This is a genomic window from Microbacterium sp. NPDC055442, assembly GCF_053644215.1.
The window spans coordinates 389,110-403,902 of record NZ_JBSHLF010000004.1 but is presented as its reverse complement, the minus strand read 5'-3'; the positions used below and the strand labels follow the sequence as shown (position 1 = coordinate 403,902).

Below are 14,793 nucleotides of genomic sequence, written 5' to 3'. Positions count from 1 at the left end.
GCGTCGAGCATGCCGGAACCATATGACTTTACCGGATGCCGCGACGCCCGGCCACGCTCACCGGTGGCAGTCATCGAGCGGCAGGTCCCGCCCGCCCAGCACCGCATCCGTCCACGAGATGAGCAGCGGCAGGAACCGCGAGCGCGGCAGCAGGGTGCCCAGATGGTCGTATCCGCTGTACACGGCCCAGCGCACCTGCTCGCCGTCGGCGCACAGCCGCTGCACGAACTCCTCCTGCAGTCGCGGGGGGATGACCTCGTCGCTGTCGCCCCACGTGACGAGGATCGGCGTGTCCCACGGCCCCGTCGCGGCGTTCTCGGCGAGCCGCTCGCCGAGGGCGCCCGCCGTCAGGTCGCCGATGTACAGCGGCCGGTCCTCGGACACCCCCAGAGCCGTCGCGACCGACACGATGACGCCCGGCTCTTCGGGGCAGCGCTGCGTCATCTCGCGCACGATCGTCTCGGCCCCCGTCGCGACGTACCGCGTCAGGTCGACGTCGGCGTACGTGTCGGCGTACGGCACGAGAACCCACGACGTGAGGATCGTCAGCAGCGCGTCGCCGCCGCTCTGCAGCATCTCTTCGGCGAGCGCGAGCGGCTCGGCGACGGGCGCGAGCACGGCCGTGCCGCGGATGTCGATCTCGGGCGCGTACTTCTCGGCGATCTGCGACATCCACAGAGCCGCGTGCCCGCCTTGAGAGTGGCCCCAGGCGACGGTGCGGGGCGAGAGGATCGATCCCTCGAGCTCGCGTGCGGCCAGCACGGCGTCCAGCGACGAACGCGCTTCACCGCGACCGATCAGGTACGGGAAGGTCCCCGGCGCCCCCTGGCCCGAGTAGTCCGAGGCGACGACGATCCAGCCGTTCGCGAGCGCCCGATCCAGACCCGGGATCGCCCAGCGCGTCGCCGACGCGTCGCGCAGGCTCGGGGCGCAGCCGCGCGCGACGCCGGTCGTGCCGTGATTCCAGGCGATGACAGGGCGCGCTCCGGGCGGACGATCCTCGGGCACGATGACGAGCGCGCTCGCCACGGCCGCGCGGCCGAGGGCGTCGCTGGTGGTGTACAGGATGCGGGTCACGTCAGCCCCGGGCGGATGCTGCCCCACGAAATCGTCGGAGCGGATGAGACGACCGTGGTCGTACGGAACGAGATCGGGCGGGTCGTAGAACGCGTCGACGACGTTGGCGCCATCCTGCAGCCAGTCGTTGAGCCACCATCCGCCCGACGCCGTGACGACGAGGAGGGCGGCGAGCGCATAGCGGCCCGCGGCCGCCCAGACGCGCACCCGCCGGCTGCGCCGCTGCCCCGTCTCGCCCGCCGGCGCCGGTTCGGACGTGCCGTGCCGGAATCCCCGCACGGCGCGCACGAGGGTCGTGATGCCGAAGAGGATCGTGCGCACACCGAACACGAGCGCGACGACGAGCACCGTGACATCGGGCCAGGTCAGGGCGAGCACGCCGAACGCGATCTGCGCCCCGGCCCAGGCGAACGCGAGGACGCGCCTGCTCGCACCGCCCCGGGTGAACGCATCGAAGAGCGACGCGAGTCCGCCGAGGATGAGCAGGTAGGCGAGCACGACGGGAAGCAGCTCGAGCGTCCGCCCGAACCCGACGAGCACCGCGACCCCGAGCACGATCCACACGCCGGCGAACACTTTGCGCGGCCATGTCGTCGCGCGGCGGCCCGCGAGGTCGGCGACACCCGAGACGACAGCGCTCAGCCCGACGTACACCGTCAGGATGACCAGCGACGTGAGCGGTCGCGTGACGATGAGCAACCCGAGCAGCAGCGCGAGCGAACCGACGAGCATGAGCACGAGCGGCGGCGCGTTCGCCACGAGGCGCGGCAGTGCGCTCCACCGGGCGGCGGTTCCCGCCTCACGCTCGCGAGTCACCGTCCCGATTGTAGATCGGCTCGCGCGTCTCGGAGTCTGCGTCAGCCGGCCGTGCCGAACGCGTTGACGGCGCGGATCAGCCGGTACAGCGAGCCGACCTGGAACTGGTCGAACACCAGCACGAGGCGCGGCAGGTCGACGCGGTCGTCGTCTTCGCGCTCCGGCCGCAGGGCTTCCGTGCGCTCGATGCGCCCTTCGGCCGCGAGGAATCCGAAGCGTTCGTTGAGCTCGTCGATCTCGGCATCCGTCGGCTCGTTGCGCAAGCGCAGCACGAGCCGGTGGCCGACCCAGCGCAGCGAGTCGTAGTTGCGCCAGAAGCCGGTGATCTCGGAGGCGGCGACCTCGACGGAGTCGGTGATCAGCACGCGGTCGAAGTCGTCGGGCGAGATGACCCCCGATGCGACGAGCTCGTCCTCGACGAAACGCCGCAGACCCGCCCAGAACGTGCCGCCGGGAGCGTCGAGCAGGACGATCGGCGTCGGGTCGGCTTTGCCCGTCTGCTGCAGCGTGAGCAGCTCGAACATCTCGTCGAGTGTGCCGAATCCCCCGGGAACGCAGACGAACCCGTGGGACTCCTTCACGAGCATGAGCTTGCGCGTGAAGAAGTACTTCATCGTGACGTTGTTCGCCGCGGTCGAGATGACGGCGTTCGGCTTCTCTTCGAACGGCAGCCGGATCGACACCCCGAGGGATCGCTCGACGCCCGCGCCTTCGGCGGCGGCCTGCATGATGCCCGGCCCCGCGCCCGTCACGACCATCCACCCGCGCTCCGCGAGCGCTGCCGCGACATCGGATGCCTGACGGTAGAGCGCGTCCTCGGCGCGCGTGCGCGCCGAGCCGAAGATCGTCACCTTCGGCACGTCCTCGTAGGGAGCGAAGAGACGGAACGCCGTGCGCATCTCGGTGAGCGCCGCCGACGTGATCTTGAGGTTGAGCCGGTCGGACTCGTCCAGCCCGAGACCGATGCCGGTCACGAGGATGCGCGCGACGAGGTCCTCGTTCTCACGGATGCCGGCATCCGCGATCGCCTCGCGGATGCGGTCGGTGACTTCGGGGGGAACGGCGGTGTCGGACATGACTCCAGCGTCGCATGATCCGGCGCCGCTGGGCTCGCCCGAGGGCCGATCTATGCTGGCCCCGTGCCCTCCGCGCCCGCTGTGAAGTCCGCCGCCCGAGAGGCGGCATCCAATCCGGTGCTGCGCTTCCTCGCTCGCGCGGGGTATGTCGCCAACGGAATCGTGCACGTGCTCATCGGGGCCATCGTGCTCGCGATCGCCTTCGGGGCGTCCGGTGAAGGGGACCAGGCCGGCGCTCTCAAGGCACTCGCCTCAGCGCCGCTCGGATTCATCCTGCTGTGGGTCATCGCCGTCGCGCTTGCGGCCCTGGGCGTCTGGCACGCTTTCGCGGGGATCATCGCCAGGGCTCCACGCGACGACGTGAAGGGCGCGGCGAAGAAGTGGGCTCGGCGCGTGTCGGAATGGGGCCAGGCCGTGGTCTTCCTCACGCTCGGGGTCATCACCGCCGCCGTCGCACTGGGGGCTCGCCCCGACGCCGAGAAGACGGCGGAATCGGCGAGTCGCGGCGTGCTGCAGCTTCCGGGAGGGCCGTTCGTGCTCGGCCTCACGGGGCTGGGGATCGCCATCGGAGGCATCGCCTTCATCGTGATGGGCCTGCTGCGCAGCTTCCGGAAGCGCATGGACCTGCCCGACGGCAAACGCGGCCGCGGGCTCACGGTGGCCGGGATCGTCGGGTTCATCGCGAAGGGCGTCTCACTGGGGGTCGTGGGGGTCCTCGTGCTCGTCGCCGCCGTGCGGCAGGACGCCGACGCCGCGGGCGGGCTCGACGGCGCGATCGACGCCCTCCTGGAGCTCTACCTCGGCCCGCTTCTGGCGGGCCTGGTGGGTGCCGGCTTCGTCGTGTACGGCGTCTTCACCGTGTTCCGCGCCCGTTACGCGCGCCTGGACGGGTAGGCGGCGCCGCCCGGGCTGTCAATCCCCTCGCACCGGTACGACCATGCCGCGAGGGTGGAGTCATGACAGACAGCGAAGCGCAGGAAGTGACCGGAACCGAGGCGATCGCGCGTGTGAAGGAGCTCGTCGAGGACATCGATCTGACGATGCTCACGACTCAGGATGCCGCGGGGCACCTCGTGGCCCGGCCGATGAGCACGAGACAGATGGACGACAGCGGAGCCATCTGGTTCTTCACCCTCGAGGAGACCAAGAAGGTCGATGAAGCGGAGGCCGAGCGTGATGTGGGCCTGTCCTACATCGACCCCAAGGGGCACCGCTATGTGTCGATAGCCGGCAAGGCGAGCGTCATCGGCGACCGCGCCAAGATGGAGGAGCTGTACACCTCGTCGCTCGACATCTGGTTCGAAGACGGCCTGCAGACCCCCGGCATCACCCTGCTGCGGGTGACCCCCGTGGAGTGCGAGTTCTGGGAGCCCAAGAACGGCGTGCTGGTCACGGCGGCGGGCATGCTGAAGGCGCTCATCACGCGCGACGCCCCCGACGACACGATGCGCCACGGGCGGGTGCGGTTCTGAGCGACCGACCCCGACTCAGCCGCGCAGGCGGCTGACCGCCTCGTCCGCCAGAACGACCTCGCGGTCTCCCGTGCGGCGGTCCCACAGCTCGACCTGGCCGTCGGCGGCACCGCGGCCGACGATCACGATGCGGGGCACGCCGACGAGCTCTGCGTCGCCGAACTTGACACCGGGTGACACCTTCGGGCGGTCGTCGTAGAGCACGTCGAAGCCCGCGGCCTCGAGATCGGCGGACACTGTCTCGGCGAGCTCGAAGGCTGCGGCATCCCGCCCTGTCGCGACCACGTGCACGTCGAACGGCGCGACAGAGGTCGGCCAGACGAGGCCCTTGTCGTCGTTGTTGAGCTCGGCGATGATCGCGAGGATGCGGGTGATGCCGATGCCGTACGAGCCCATCGTGACGGTCACGAGCTTGCCGTTCTCGTCGAGCACCTTGAGCCCGAGCGCTTCGGCGTACTTGCGGCCGAGCTGGAAGACGTGGCCGATCTCCATGCCGCGCGCGAGCTCGACGGGACCGGAGCCGTCCGGCGCGGGGTCGCCCTCGCGCACCGTGGCGACTTCGATGAAACCGTCGGCTGTGAAGTCGCGGCCCGCGACGAGCGAGTGCACGTGCTTCTGGTCGATGTTGGCGCCGGTGATCCAGCTCGTGCCGTCGACGACGCGCGGATCGAGCAGATAGCGGATGCCGGTGGCCGATTCTTCGCCGAGGATCGGACCCGTCTCGGACCACGGCCCGATGTACCCCTTCACCAGCAGCGGGTGGCGCTCGAAGTCCTCGGGGCTCGCCTGCTCGACCTCGGCGGGGGCGAAGGCGACCTCGACGCGTTTGGCGTCGACGTCGCGGTCGCCCGGAAGCCCGATGACGACCATCTCGCGGGTGCCATCGAGGTGCTTCAGGGTGAGCACGACGTTCTTGAGGGTGTCTGCTGAGGTGTACTCCCCCTCGAGCACGGCGTTCGAGTGCGCGACGAGGGTGTCGATCGTGGGGGTGTCGGGCGAGTCGAAGATGACCGGGGCGGGCAGTCCGTCGAACGGAATCGGGTCGGGCACGATCGTCGTGAACGCCTCGACGTTGGCGGCGTAGCCGCCGGCCGAGCGGACGAAGGTGTCTTCGCCCACGGGCGTCGGGTGCAGGAACTCCTCAGATCGGGAGCCGCCCATGGCACCGGCATCCGCCTGCACGATGACGTATTCGAGGCCGAGGCGCTGGAAGATGCGCTCGTACGCGTCGCGCTGCGCCTGGTAGCTCGTGTCGAGACCGGCGTCACTCGCGTCGAACGAGTACGCGTCCTTCATCGTGAACTCGCGGCCGCGCAGGAGTCCCGCGCGGGGGCGGGCTTCGTCGCGGTACTTGTCCTGGATCTGGTAGATCGTCAGCGGCAGGTCCTTGTACGACGAGTACAGGTCCTTCACGAGCAGCGTGAAGACCTCTTCGTGCGTCGGTGCGAGGAGGTAATCGGCGCCCTTGCGGTCCTGCAGGCGGAAGAGCGCGTCGCCGTACTCCTCCCATCGGCCGGTCTGCTCGTAGGGCTCCCGCGGCAGGAGTGCCGGGAAGTGCACCTCGTAGGCGCCCGCCGCCGCCATCTCGTCGCGGACGACCTGCTCGATCTTGGCTTTGACCTTCAGACCGAGCGGCAGCCACGCGAACACGCCCGGCGCCTGACGCCGGATGTATCCGGCGCGCACGAGCAGCCGATGGCTCGTGACCTCGGCATCGGCGGGATCTTCGCGGAGCGTGCGGAGGAAGAAGTGCGAGAGACGGGTGACCACGAGCGACAAGCTTAGTTGCGGCGGGTGTGCGGCTACTGACCGGGACCGGAGATGGCGGTCGGCGGGGACTTCGCGAGTGACAGCACACCCGCGACGGCACCCGCGCCGGCGAGAAGGAAGACCGGGATGCTCCACAGCGGCGCGCCCGCGGCCTCCTGCAGCACCGTGATCCCGAGCACCACCGCGACGAACGGGTCGATCACCGTCAGACCGCCCACGACCACTTGAGGGCTGTTTCCCGTGTGCGCCGTCTGGACGTAGTAGATCGACAACCCGCCGGCGACCACGATGCCCGCGACACAGCCGAGCGTGAGGAAGTTCGCGGAGTCGATCGCGAAGTCGTGCCCGTGCAGCATCGTCTGGATCCGAAGGATGACGGTCTTTCCGAGCGTCGCGACGAACGCCGAGAACACGCCCCCGAGGATGACGAAGACGATCGGCGCGACACGGTGACCGCGACGCCACAGGCGCACGGCGGCCGTCCCTGATCCCACGAGCGCGAGCACGACGCCGAGCACGACGAGGACGGCGATCAGCTGCCCGTCGGTGATCGTGGTCTGCCGGCTGACGACGGCCGCGACGGTGACGAACGCCGACAGGCTGACAACGCACAGCGCGATCGACAGCACCTCCCGGCGCGAGGGGGCGCGCTTGGTCGTCCACGCCGCGAGCAGCGACGAGAAGACGAGGGCGACGACGCCGACGGGCTGCACGACCATGAGCGGCGCGAAGGCGAGCGCGCCGAGCTGCACGAGGATCGACAGCACGTAGAGCACGGTTCCGATGAGCCAGACCGGCGTGCGGATGAGCCCCCAGAATTGCCCCGCGCTGAGGGTCTGCCCGGCGTTCGCGCGCTGACTGACCCCTCGCGCCTGCAACATGTTGCCGACGCTCAGGAGCGCAGCGGAGAGGACGGCGAGTGCGATGCCGACGACCGGCAGAGACGTGATCGTCGACACAACGCTCCGTTCGGGCAAGCGGGGATCTCAGGATACCCGCCGCGGCTCACCGTCCGAGCAGGTCCAGCGCCGCGTTCACGATGCTGTCCGCGTCGATGCCGTGCAGGACATATGCATCCTCGAGGCTCGACGACTGGCCGAACTCGCTCACGCCGAGACTGCGCATGCGGTCCCCGCGGATGGCCGACAGGAACGACAGCGTGTGCGGATGCCCATCCATGACCGCGACGATCGGCGCCGCCCGAGATGCCGGGAAGAGCTGATCCGCGATCGCGCTGCGCGACGAGGGGTCGATCGTCTCGCGGTTCTGCAGCGAGCGGAACACCAGGTCGGGGCTCGTGAGACATACGACACCGGCGGCGATGCCCGCCGCCTCGAGCGTCTCCGCCGCGGCGAGCACCTCGGGCATGATCGCTCCGACGCCGACGAGCGTGACCCGCTCGTCCGGGCCCGCGTCGACGAGGCGATACCCGCCCGCGACGACCTGCCGCCGCCGGCGCTCCCGCAGCACCGCATCCTCGGGCAGCTGCGCGAGCGCCTGATCGATCGGCCGTGTCGTGAGCCGGAAGTACGCCGACGTGCCGCCGGGCGTGCCGATCCGGCTCATCGCCTCGAGCATCGTCCACTCGAGGTCTTGCGCGAACGCCGGCTCCCAGGCGATGCAGCCGGGCTGCTCCAGACCGATCGACGGGGTCGTGATCGACTGGTGCGCGCCGCCTTCGGGCGCGAGCGTCACCCCCGACGGCGTTCCCACGAGGATGGATTGGCCTCCCGCGTAGATGCCGTACGACCACGGCTCCAAGGCACGGTTGACGAACGGGTCGTAGATCGTCGCGATCGGGATGACGGGCTGTCCCCACCTGCTCCACGTCGCGCCGAGCTCTCCCGCGAGGCTCACGAGGTTGACTTCGGCGATGCCCAACTCGATGTGCTGGCCGCTCGGGGTCTCGGACCACTTCAGCAGCCGGTCGGCGTCGTCGGCGAACCAGTCGCGACGCTCCCCCACCGACCAGACGCCCGTCTTGTTGATCCAGCCGCCCAGGTTCGTCGAGGACGCGACGTCGGGGCTCAGCGTCACGACGCGCCGCGCCGCGTCGGGGGCGGCGCGGGTGAAGTCCGAGAGGAACCGACCCAGAGCCGCCTGCGTCGAGATGACGGCACGGTAGCCCCACGGCAGCGACGGCGGCACCGCGACCGGCTCGGCGAGCGCGATCTCGGGGCGGCGGAGCCGCTCGGCGGCCGCGGCGATGACGGTCTGCTCGTCGGTCCCTTCACCGAACGCCCGCCACGGGTCGTCGAGCGTCGTGCCGGACAGTGTCGCGAGCTCATCGAGCTGTGCTGCGTTGAGCTGTGCGGAATGGTTGTTCGGGTGCCCCTCGGTCGCGAGGCCACGGCCCTTCACGGTGTACGCGAAGATGACCGACGGGCGCGAGGGATCGATCTGCTCGTAGGTGTCCAGCAGCATCCGGATGTCGTGTCCGCCGAGGTCGCGGATCGCGGCCGCGAGCTCCTGCTCTCCGAGGGCGTCGATGCATGCCCGCAGCCCGTCCGACGGCTCGGCACCCGCGACGCGCGCCGCGAGTTCTGACGGATGCGACCGCAGCAGGCGCTGATACTCCTCGTTCGGCATCGACTCGAGCCGCTCGCGAAGCTCGTCGCCGCCCGGCCGCTCGAAGATCTCGCGGATGCGCCGACCCCATTTGACCGTGAGCACCTGCCAGCCCGCCGCGGCGAACATGCCCTGCAGCCGCTGGATCTGGATGTCGGGGATGATGCGGTCCAGCGACTGCCGGTTGAGGTCGACGATCCACAGCAGCTCCCCCATGCGGGAGACCTGCGGGTCGCAGATGGCCTCCCACACGGCGCCCTCGTCGAGTTCGGCGTCGCCGAGCAGCGAGATGAAGCGGCCCGATCGTGGCGTCTCGGGAAACTGGTCGCGCAGGTACCGGTGCGACAACGCCGCCCAGATCGGTGCCGTCGCGCCGATCCCGACACTGCCGGTCGAGAAGTCGACCGTGTCGGGGTCCTTCGTGCGGCTCGGGTAGCTCTGCAGTCCGCCCTTCTCGCGCAGCCGGGGCAGGTACGACGCGTCGAGCCCGCCGAGGAGGTAGTTGATCGCGTGCAGCGCGGGTGACGCGTGCGGTTTGACCGAGATGCGGTCGTCGGCGGTGAGCTCCGAGAACCACAACGACGTCATGATCCCCACCATCGACGCGCTCGACGCCTGATGGCCGCCGACCTTGACTCCGGAGGGATTCGGGCGTCCGCGGTTCGCGCCGTCGACGATCGCGGTCGACAGCCACAGCACGCGCTGCGCGATGCGATCGAGCACATCGTCGCCGAGCGAGGCGGCGGCCGAGAGCGGGCGGTCGTTGACGGAAGGGGCGACGGCGTCGTCGATGTCAGTCACCACGGAAGACTAACGAAACAGTCCGCTGTATGCGTTGAGCGCCAGCTGGCCGCCGAGGTGCGCGTAGAGCACGTTGCTCGTCGCGGGGATCTCCTTCGACGTCACGAGGTCGATGAGGCCCGCGAGCGACTTGCCCTCGTAGACCGTGTCGGTGATCATCGCCTCGAGCGAGCCGCCCAGCCGGATCGCCTCGAGCGTCGATTCGACGGGGATGCCGTAGAGGTCGCCCGCCCACCCTTCGAGGACCGTGATCTCGTCGTCGCGCAGCTCGCGGCCGAGCCCGATGAGTTCGGCGGTGTTGCGGGCGATGCGCTCGACCTGCGCGCGGGTCTTGTCGATCGTCGCGGACGCGTCGATCCCGATGACGCGGCGGGGGCGGTCCTGACCGGCGAACCCGGCGATCATGCCGGCGTGCGTCGACCCGGTGACGGTGCAGACGATGATCGTGTCGAAGAAGACGCCGAGGTCGCGCTCCTGCTGCTCGACCTCGGAGGCCCAGTTCGCGAAACCGAGGCCGCCCAGCGGGTGGTCCGACGCTCCCGCCGGGATCGCGTAGGGCTTGCCGCCCTCGGCGACGACCTCGTCGATCGCCTGCTGCCAGCTCGATCGGATGCCGATGTCGAAGCCCGCCGCGTCGAGGGTGACCTTCGCGCCCATGATGCGCGAGAGCTGGATGTTGCCGACCCGGTCGCTCAGGGGGTCGGGCCACTCGACCCAGTTCTCCTGCACGAGGCGGGCCTTGAGGCCGAGCTTCGCGGCGACGGCCGCCACCTGGCGCGTGTGGTTGGACTGGTAACCGCCGATCGAGACGAGGGTGTCGGCGCCCTGCGCGAGGGCTTCGGGCACGAGGTATTCGAGCTTGCGCGTCTTGTTGCCGCCGAAGGCGAGGCCGCTGTTGACGTCTTCGCGCTTGGCCCAGATCTGCGCGCCCCCGAGGTGCTGCGTCAGGCGGGGCAGGTGCTGGATGGGGCTGGGCCCGAAGGTGAGCGGGTACCGCTCGAAGTCTGTGATGGCCATGTCGTCCTCGTCAGGTCGTGGGGTGAATTGCGGCCACCGTAGCGCAATATCCTGGATATTGCATTTCGGATGCCGCATCCTGACGTAGAATGCGAGGACCGACCGTCCGGAGGCGCCCTATGCCCGTCCCCTCTGCCAGCCCTGTGCCGGCGCGCGAACTCCTGCGCGACAACGTGTACGCCGCGCTGCGGGACGCGATCGTCGACGGCACGCTCGCTCCCGGCGAGCGTCTGCGCGACACCGAGATCGAGGCATGGCTCGGGGTCAGCCGCACTCCGATCCGCGAGGCGCTGCTGCGCCTCGAACGTGCCGGCCTCGTCGTCTCGCAGCCGGGACGCGCGACGATCATCGCCCCGTTCGACGCGGGCTCGACGCGCAGCGCACAGCAGGTCGCGGCATCCATGCACGAACTGGCCGCGCGCCTGGCCGTGCCGATCATGACGTCGGCTCAGCTCGACGAGCTGTCGGCGGCCAACGAGGCGTTCGCCGCGGCGATCGGCGCCGGCGACACCGAGACGGCGCTCGCAGCGGACGACCGGTTCCACGACGTCTTCGTGCGCGCATGCGGCAACCCCATGGTCGCCGAGGTGCTCGAGATCGCCACTCCCCTGCTGCGTCGCGTCGAGCGGTTGCGTTTCGGGTCCCTCTCGGGACGAGACTCCGTCGATCAGCACGCCGACATCATCGCCGCGGCCGGCGCGCGCGATGTCGAGGGCACGGCCAGGCTGTGCCGTGAGAACTGGCTGTCGCTGAGCTACGTCAGCGAGGAGTGAGCGCGGTCGGCGTCAGCTCGTGACGACCTGCGCCGTTCCCACCGCCGCATCCGGCCCCATCTCGGCGGCGATGCGGTTCGCCTCTTCGATGAGGGTTGCGACGATCTCGGACTCGGGGACCGTCTTGATGACCTGACCCTTGACGAAGATCTGCCCCTTGCCGTTGCCGGAGGCCACTCCGAGGTCGGCTTCACGCGCTTCGCCGGGACCGTTCACGACGCAGCCCATGACCGCGACGCGCAGGGGAACCGTCATGTCCTTCAAGCCTTCGGTCACGCTGTCGGCGAGCGAGTAGACATCGACCTGGGCACGGCCGCACGACGGGCACGACACGATCTCGAGCTTGCGCTCGCGCAGATTGAGCGACTGCAGGATCTGGTGGCCGACCTTGACCTCTTCGGCCGGCGGCGCCGAGAGGGACACGCGGATCGTGTCGCCGATGCCCTCGGCGAGCAGGATCCCGAACGCCGTGGCGGACTTGATCGTTCCCTGGAAGGCTGGGCCGGCCTCGGTGACGCCGAGGTGCAGAGGCCAGTCGCCCCGCTCGGCGAGCAGGCGATACGCCTTGACCATGACGATCGGGTCGTTGTGCTTGACCGAGATCTTGAAGTCGTGGAAGTCGTGCTCCTCGAACAGCGACGCCTCCCACACGGCGCTCTCCATGAGGGCTTCAGGGGTCGCCTTCCCGTACTTCTCGAGCAGACGCTTGTCGAGCGATCCCGCGTTCACGCCGATGCGCAGCGACACTCCCGCAGCCTTCGCGGCGGCGGCGATGTCGCCCACCTTGTCGTCGAACTGGCGGATGTTGCCGGGATTGACGCGCACGGCGGCGCAGCCGGCGTCGATCGCCTGGAAGACGTACTTCGGCTGGAAGTGGATGTCGGCGATGACGGGGATCTGGCTCTTCGCCGCGATGATGTGCAGCACGTCGGCGTCATCCTGCGACGGCACCGCGACGCGCACGATCTCGCAGCCCGATGCGGTGAGCTCGGCGATCTGCTGCAGCGTCGCATTGATGTTGGTCGTCGGAGTCGTCGTCATGGACTGGACACTGACCGGCGCGTTGCCGCCGACGAGCACCTTGCCGACCTTGATCTGGCGGCTCTTGCGACGCGGGGAGAGGAGTTCCGGCACGCGTGGCATTCCGAGGTTCACTGCTGGCACGCTCTCAAGCCTACGGCGCGGGGGGCGAGGTGGCCTGACAGGGCGCCGAGAGAGGCGGCTGTGGTAGTTTCGGCGCATGCCCGCGAACCTCACTTGGTGGCCCGTCTCTTAGGCGGGTGTTCGTGCGACGACAGACCGCCCCCGGGCGGTCTTCTTCGTGTAGGGCGACCGCCCGCACGACGAAAGACCGACGATGACCGGGTCCGATTCCTCCACCATCGGGGAGCTCGCAGCACGCGGCATCCCCTTCGCCCTCCTCGCACGCGACGGCGAGACCGTCGAGCTGCTCACGGGTGACGTCGTCGACGTCGAGCTTCTCGCGGACATCCCTCTCGAAGACCCCGACGGAGCGCCGCGCGAAGTGCTCGCGCTCGTGCCGTACCGCCAGGTGCGCGAACGCGGCTTCACGTGCCACGACGACGACGCGCCGCTGCGCTGCCTCGTGGTCGCGGCGCACGAGCACCTGCCGCGCGATGAGGTCATCGCCGCGCTGCCGTCCGCACCGGTCCCGCTCGGCGATGCCGGGTTCGACATCTCCGACGACGACTACGCCGACATCGTGCGCCGCGTCATCTCGGACGAGATCGGCAGCGGAGAGGGCGCGAACTTCGTCATCCGCCGCGACTTCACCGCGAGCGTCGAGACGGATGCCGCGACGGCGGCCCTCACCTGGTTCCGTGCCCTGCTCGAGCACGAGCGCGGCGCGTACTGGACGTTCGCCGTCGTGACGCCCGGGCACGTGGCCGTCGGCGCGAGCCCCGAGGCGCACGTCAGCGCACGCGGCGGCATCGTGACGATGAATCCGATCTCGGGCACATTCCGCCACCCCGAAGGCGGTGCGACCGAGGAGTCCCTCGCCGAGTTCCTGCGCTCGACGAAAGAGACCGAAGAGCTCTTCATGGTCGTCGACGAAGAGCTCAAGATGATGAGCGCCGTCTGCTCGGACGGCGGGCGCATCACGGGACCGCACCTGAAGGAGATGTCCCGCCTCACGCACACCGAGTACGTCCTTCGCGGGCGCAGCACGATGGACCCGCGTGACATCCTGCGCGAGACGATGTTCGCGCCGACGGTCACCGGGTCGCCCATGCAGAACGCGTGCACGGTCATCGAGCGGCACGAGCAGACACCGCGCGGCTACTACTCGGGCGTCGCGGCGCTGTTCACGCCCGCGAGTTCGGTCGCCGACCCTTCGACAAGCTCAGGGACCGCTCCGACGAGCTCAGGGACCGCTCCGACAAGCTTAGGGACCGCTCCGACAAGCTCAGGGACCGCTCCGACGAGCTCAGGGGCCGCGTCGCCCCCCGAACCGCGACCGACGCACGATCTCGACGCGCCGATCCTCATCCGCACGGCCTATCTCGCCGACGGGCGCCTGCGCGTTCCCGTGGGCGCGACGCTCGTGCGGCACTCCGACCCCGACGGTGAGGTCGGCGAGACGCACGGCAAGGCCGCCGGAGTGCTCGGTGCCATCGGAGCCGTCGCGCGCGCAGGCGCCGTGCAGGCGGCATCCATCGACGAAGACGAGCCCGCCGCCGAGCCCCGCCGACTGTCGGACGATCCCGAGATCAGCGCACTGCTGCAATCCCGCAACGCGCGCCTCGCGCAGTTCTGGCTCGATCCGCAGGATCCCGACGGCGACGGCCCGTTCGCCACGCGCACTGCCATCGTCGTGGACGCGGAGGACCGTTTCACGACGATGCTCGCCCACCAGCTGAGGCGACTCGGCCTCGTCGTCGAGATCGCCGCATGGGATGCCGTCACCGACGCGCAGTTCGACGAAGCAGAGCTCGTGGTCGCGGGACCGGGGCCCGGTGATCCCCGCGACGCCGGCAGCCCGCGCATGACGCGCATGCGTGAGATCGTCGCGCGGCGCCGCGTGCAGGGGCGTCCGCTCCTGGCCGTCTGCCTCAGCCATCAGATCCTGGCCGATTCGCTCGGGATCGAGCTCGCGCCGCTCGCCTCACCGCACCAGGGCATGCAGAAGACCGTCGACGTCTTCGGCGAGCCCGCGTCGATCGGCTTCTACAACACGTTCACGGCACGCGTGCCCGCGGGCACGACGCGCGTCGGAGAGGCCGAGATCGCCGCCGACGCCACGGGCGACGTGTACGCGCTGCGCGGCGCGGGTTTCGCCTCGGTGCAGGGCCACCTCGAGTCGATCCTGTCGCGCGACGGCATCGCGACGCTCGAGCGTCTCGTCGCCCACGCCCTGCGCTGACGCGCCGCTGGCGACGCGGAGGGTCACGCGGCGCCGGG

General features: G+C 69.9%; 11 protein-coding genes. 4 read left to right on the top strand and 7 right to left on the bottom strand.

Features of this window, described 5'->3' with window-relative positions:
- Window positions 1-57 precede the first annotated feature (57 nt).
- Both ACWIBS_RS11535 and ACWIBS_RS11530 read right to left on the bottom strand, forming a co-directional pair.
- A complete protein-coding gene (locus ACWIBS_RS11535; protein WP_376129898.1) occupies window positions 58-1,893 on the bottom strand; it encodes a lipase family protein in 1,836 nt (611 codons plus the stop codon).
- 41 nt (window positions 1,894-1,934) lie between these two features.
- Window positions 1,935-2,969 carry an LOG family protein gene (locus ACWIBS_RS11530; protein WP_376129901.1) on the bottom strand — a complete coding sequence of 345 codons (1,035 nt, stop codon included), beginning with the start codon at window positions 2,967-2,969 and terminating at the stop codon, window positions 1,935-1,937.
- A gap of 63 nt (window positions 2,970-3,032) precedes the next feature.
- On the opposite strand from ACWIBS_RS11530, the gene ACWIBS_RS11525 reads away from it, so the two are divergent.
- Window positions 3,033-3,863 (top strand): DUF1206 domain-containing protein, encoded by an 831-nt coding sequence (locus tag ACWIBS_RS11525; protein WP_376129904.1) that lies wholly within the window; start codon window positions 3,033-3,035, stop codon window positions 3,861-3,863.
- A 62-nt stretch (window positions 3,864-3,925) separates the two neighbouring features.
- Window positions 3,926-4,441 carry a pyridoxamine 5'-phosphate oxidase family protein gene (locus ACWIBS_RS11520; RefSeq protein ID WP_376129906.1) on the top strand — a complete coding sequence of 172 codons (516 nt, stop codon included), beginning with the start codon at window positions 3,926-3,928 and terminating at the stop codon, window positions 4,439-4,441.
- Window positions 4,442-4,456: 15 nt separating this feature from the next.
- Here the strand turns inward: ACWIBS_RS11520 and ACWIBS_RS11515 are convergent, their stop codons facing one another.
- The 4 genes from ACWIBS_RS11515 to ACWIBS_RS11500 are packed head-to-tail and all read right to left on the bottom strand — an operon-like array spanning window position 4,457 to window position 10,597.
- Complete coding sequence (locus ACWIBS_RS11515; protein ID WP_376129909.1) at window positions 4,457-6,211, bottom strand: proline--tRNA ligase; 1,755 nt, start codon at window positions 6,209-6,211, stop codon at window positions 4,457-4,459.
- Between the two features lie 32 nt (window positions 6,212-6,243).
- The gene (locus tag ACWIBS_RS11510) at window positions 6,244-7,188 is read right to left on the bottom strand and encodes a DMT family transporter (protein ID WP_454137017.1); all 945 of its coding nucleotides are present in this window, start codon (window positions 7,186-7,188) and stop codon (window positions 6,244-6,246) included.
- A gap of 28 nt (window positions 7,189-7,216) precedes the next feature.
- Entirely contained in the window at window positions 7,217-9,580 is a 2,364-nt protein-coding gene (locus ACWIBS_RS11505; protein WP_376129914.1) for a transketolase-like TK C-terminal-containing protein, read from the bottom strand.
- A gap of 9 nt (window positions 9,581-9,589) precedes the next feature.
- On the bottom strand, window positions 9,590-10,597 hold the full coding sequence (locus ACWIBS_RS11500; protein WP_376129917.1) for a 1-aminocyclopropane-1-carboxylate deaminase: 1,008 nt from the start codon (window positions 10,595-10,597) through the stop codon (window positions 9,590-9,592).
- Window positions 10,598-10,716: 119 nt separating this feature from the next.
- Between ACWIBS_RS11500 and ACWIBS_RS11495 the strand changes: the two genes are divergently transcribed.
- Window positions 10,717-11,370, top strand: coding sequence for a GntR family transcriptional regulator (locus tag ACWIBS_RS11495; RefSeq protein WP_376129920.1), 654 nt, complete (start codon window positions 10,717-10,719; stop codon window positions 11,368-11,370).
- Between the two features lie 12 nt (window positions 11,371-11,382).
- Here ACWIBS_RS11495 and ispG read toward each other — a convergent pair whose 3' ends face one another.
- Window positions 11,383-12,534, bottom strand: a complete 1,152-nt coding sequence (gene ispG / locus ACWIBS_RS11490) for a flavodoxin-dependent (E)-4-hydroxy-3-methylbut-2-enyl-diphosphate synthase (RefSeq protein ID WP_376129923.1) — start codon at window positions 12,532-12,534, stop codon at window positions 11,383-11,385.
- Between the two features lie 193 nt (window positions 12,535-12,727).
- Between ispG and ACWIBS_RS11485 the strand changes: the two genes are divergently transcribed.
- Entirely contained in the window at window positions 12,728-14,755 is a 2,028-nt protein-coding gene (locus tag ACWIBS_RS11485) for an anthranilate synthase family protein (RefSeq protein WP_376129926.1), read from the top strand.
- Window positions 14,756-14,793: the final 38 nt, after the last annotated feature.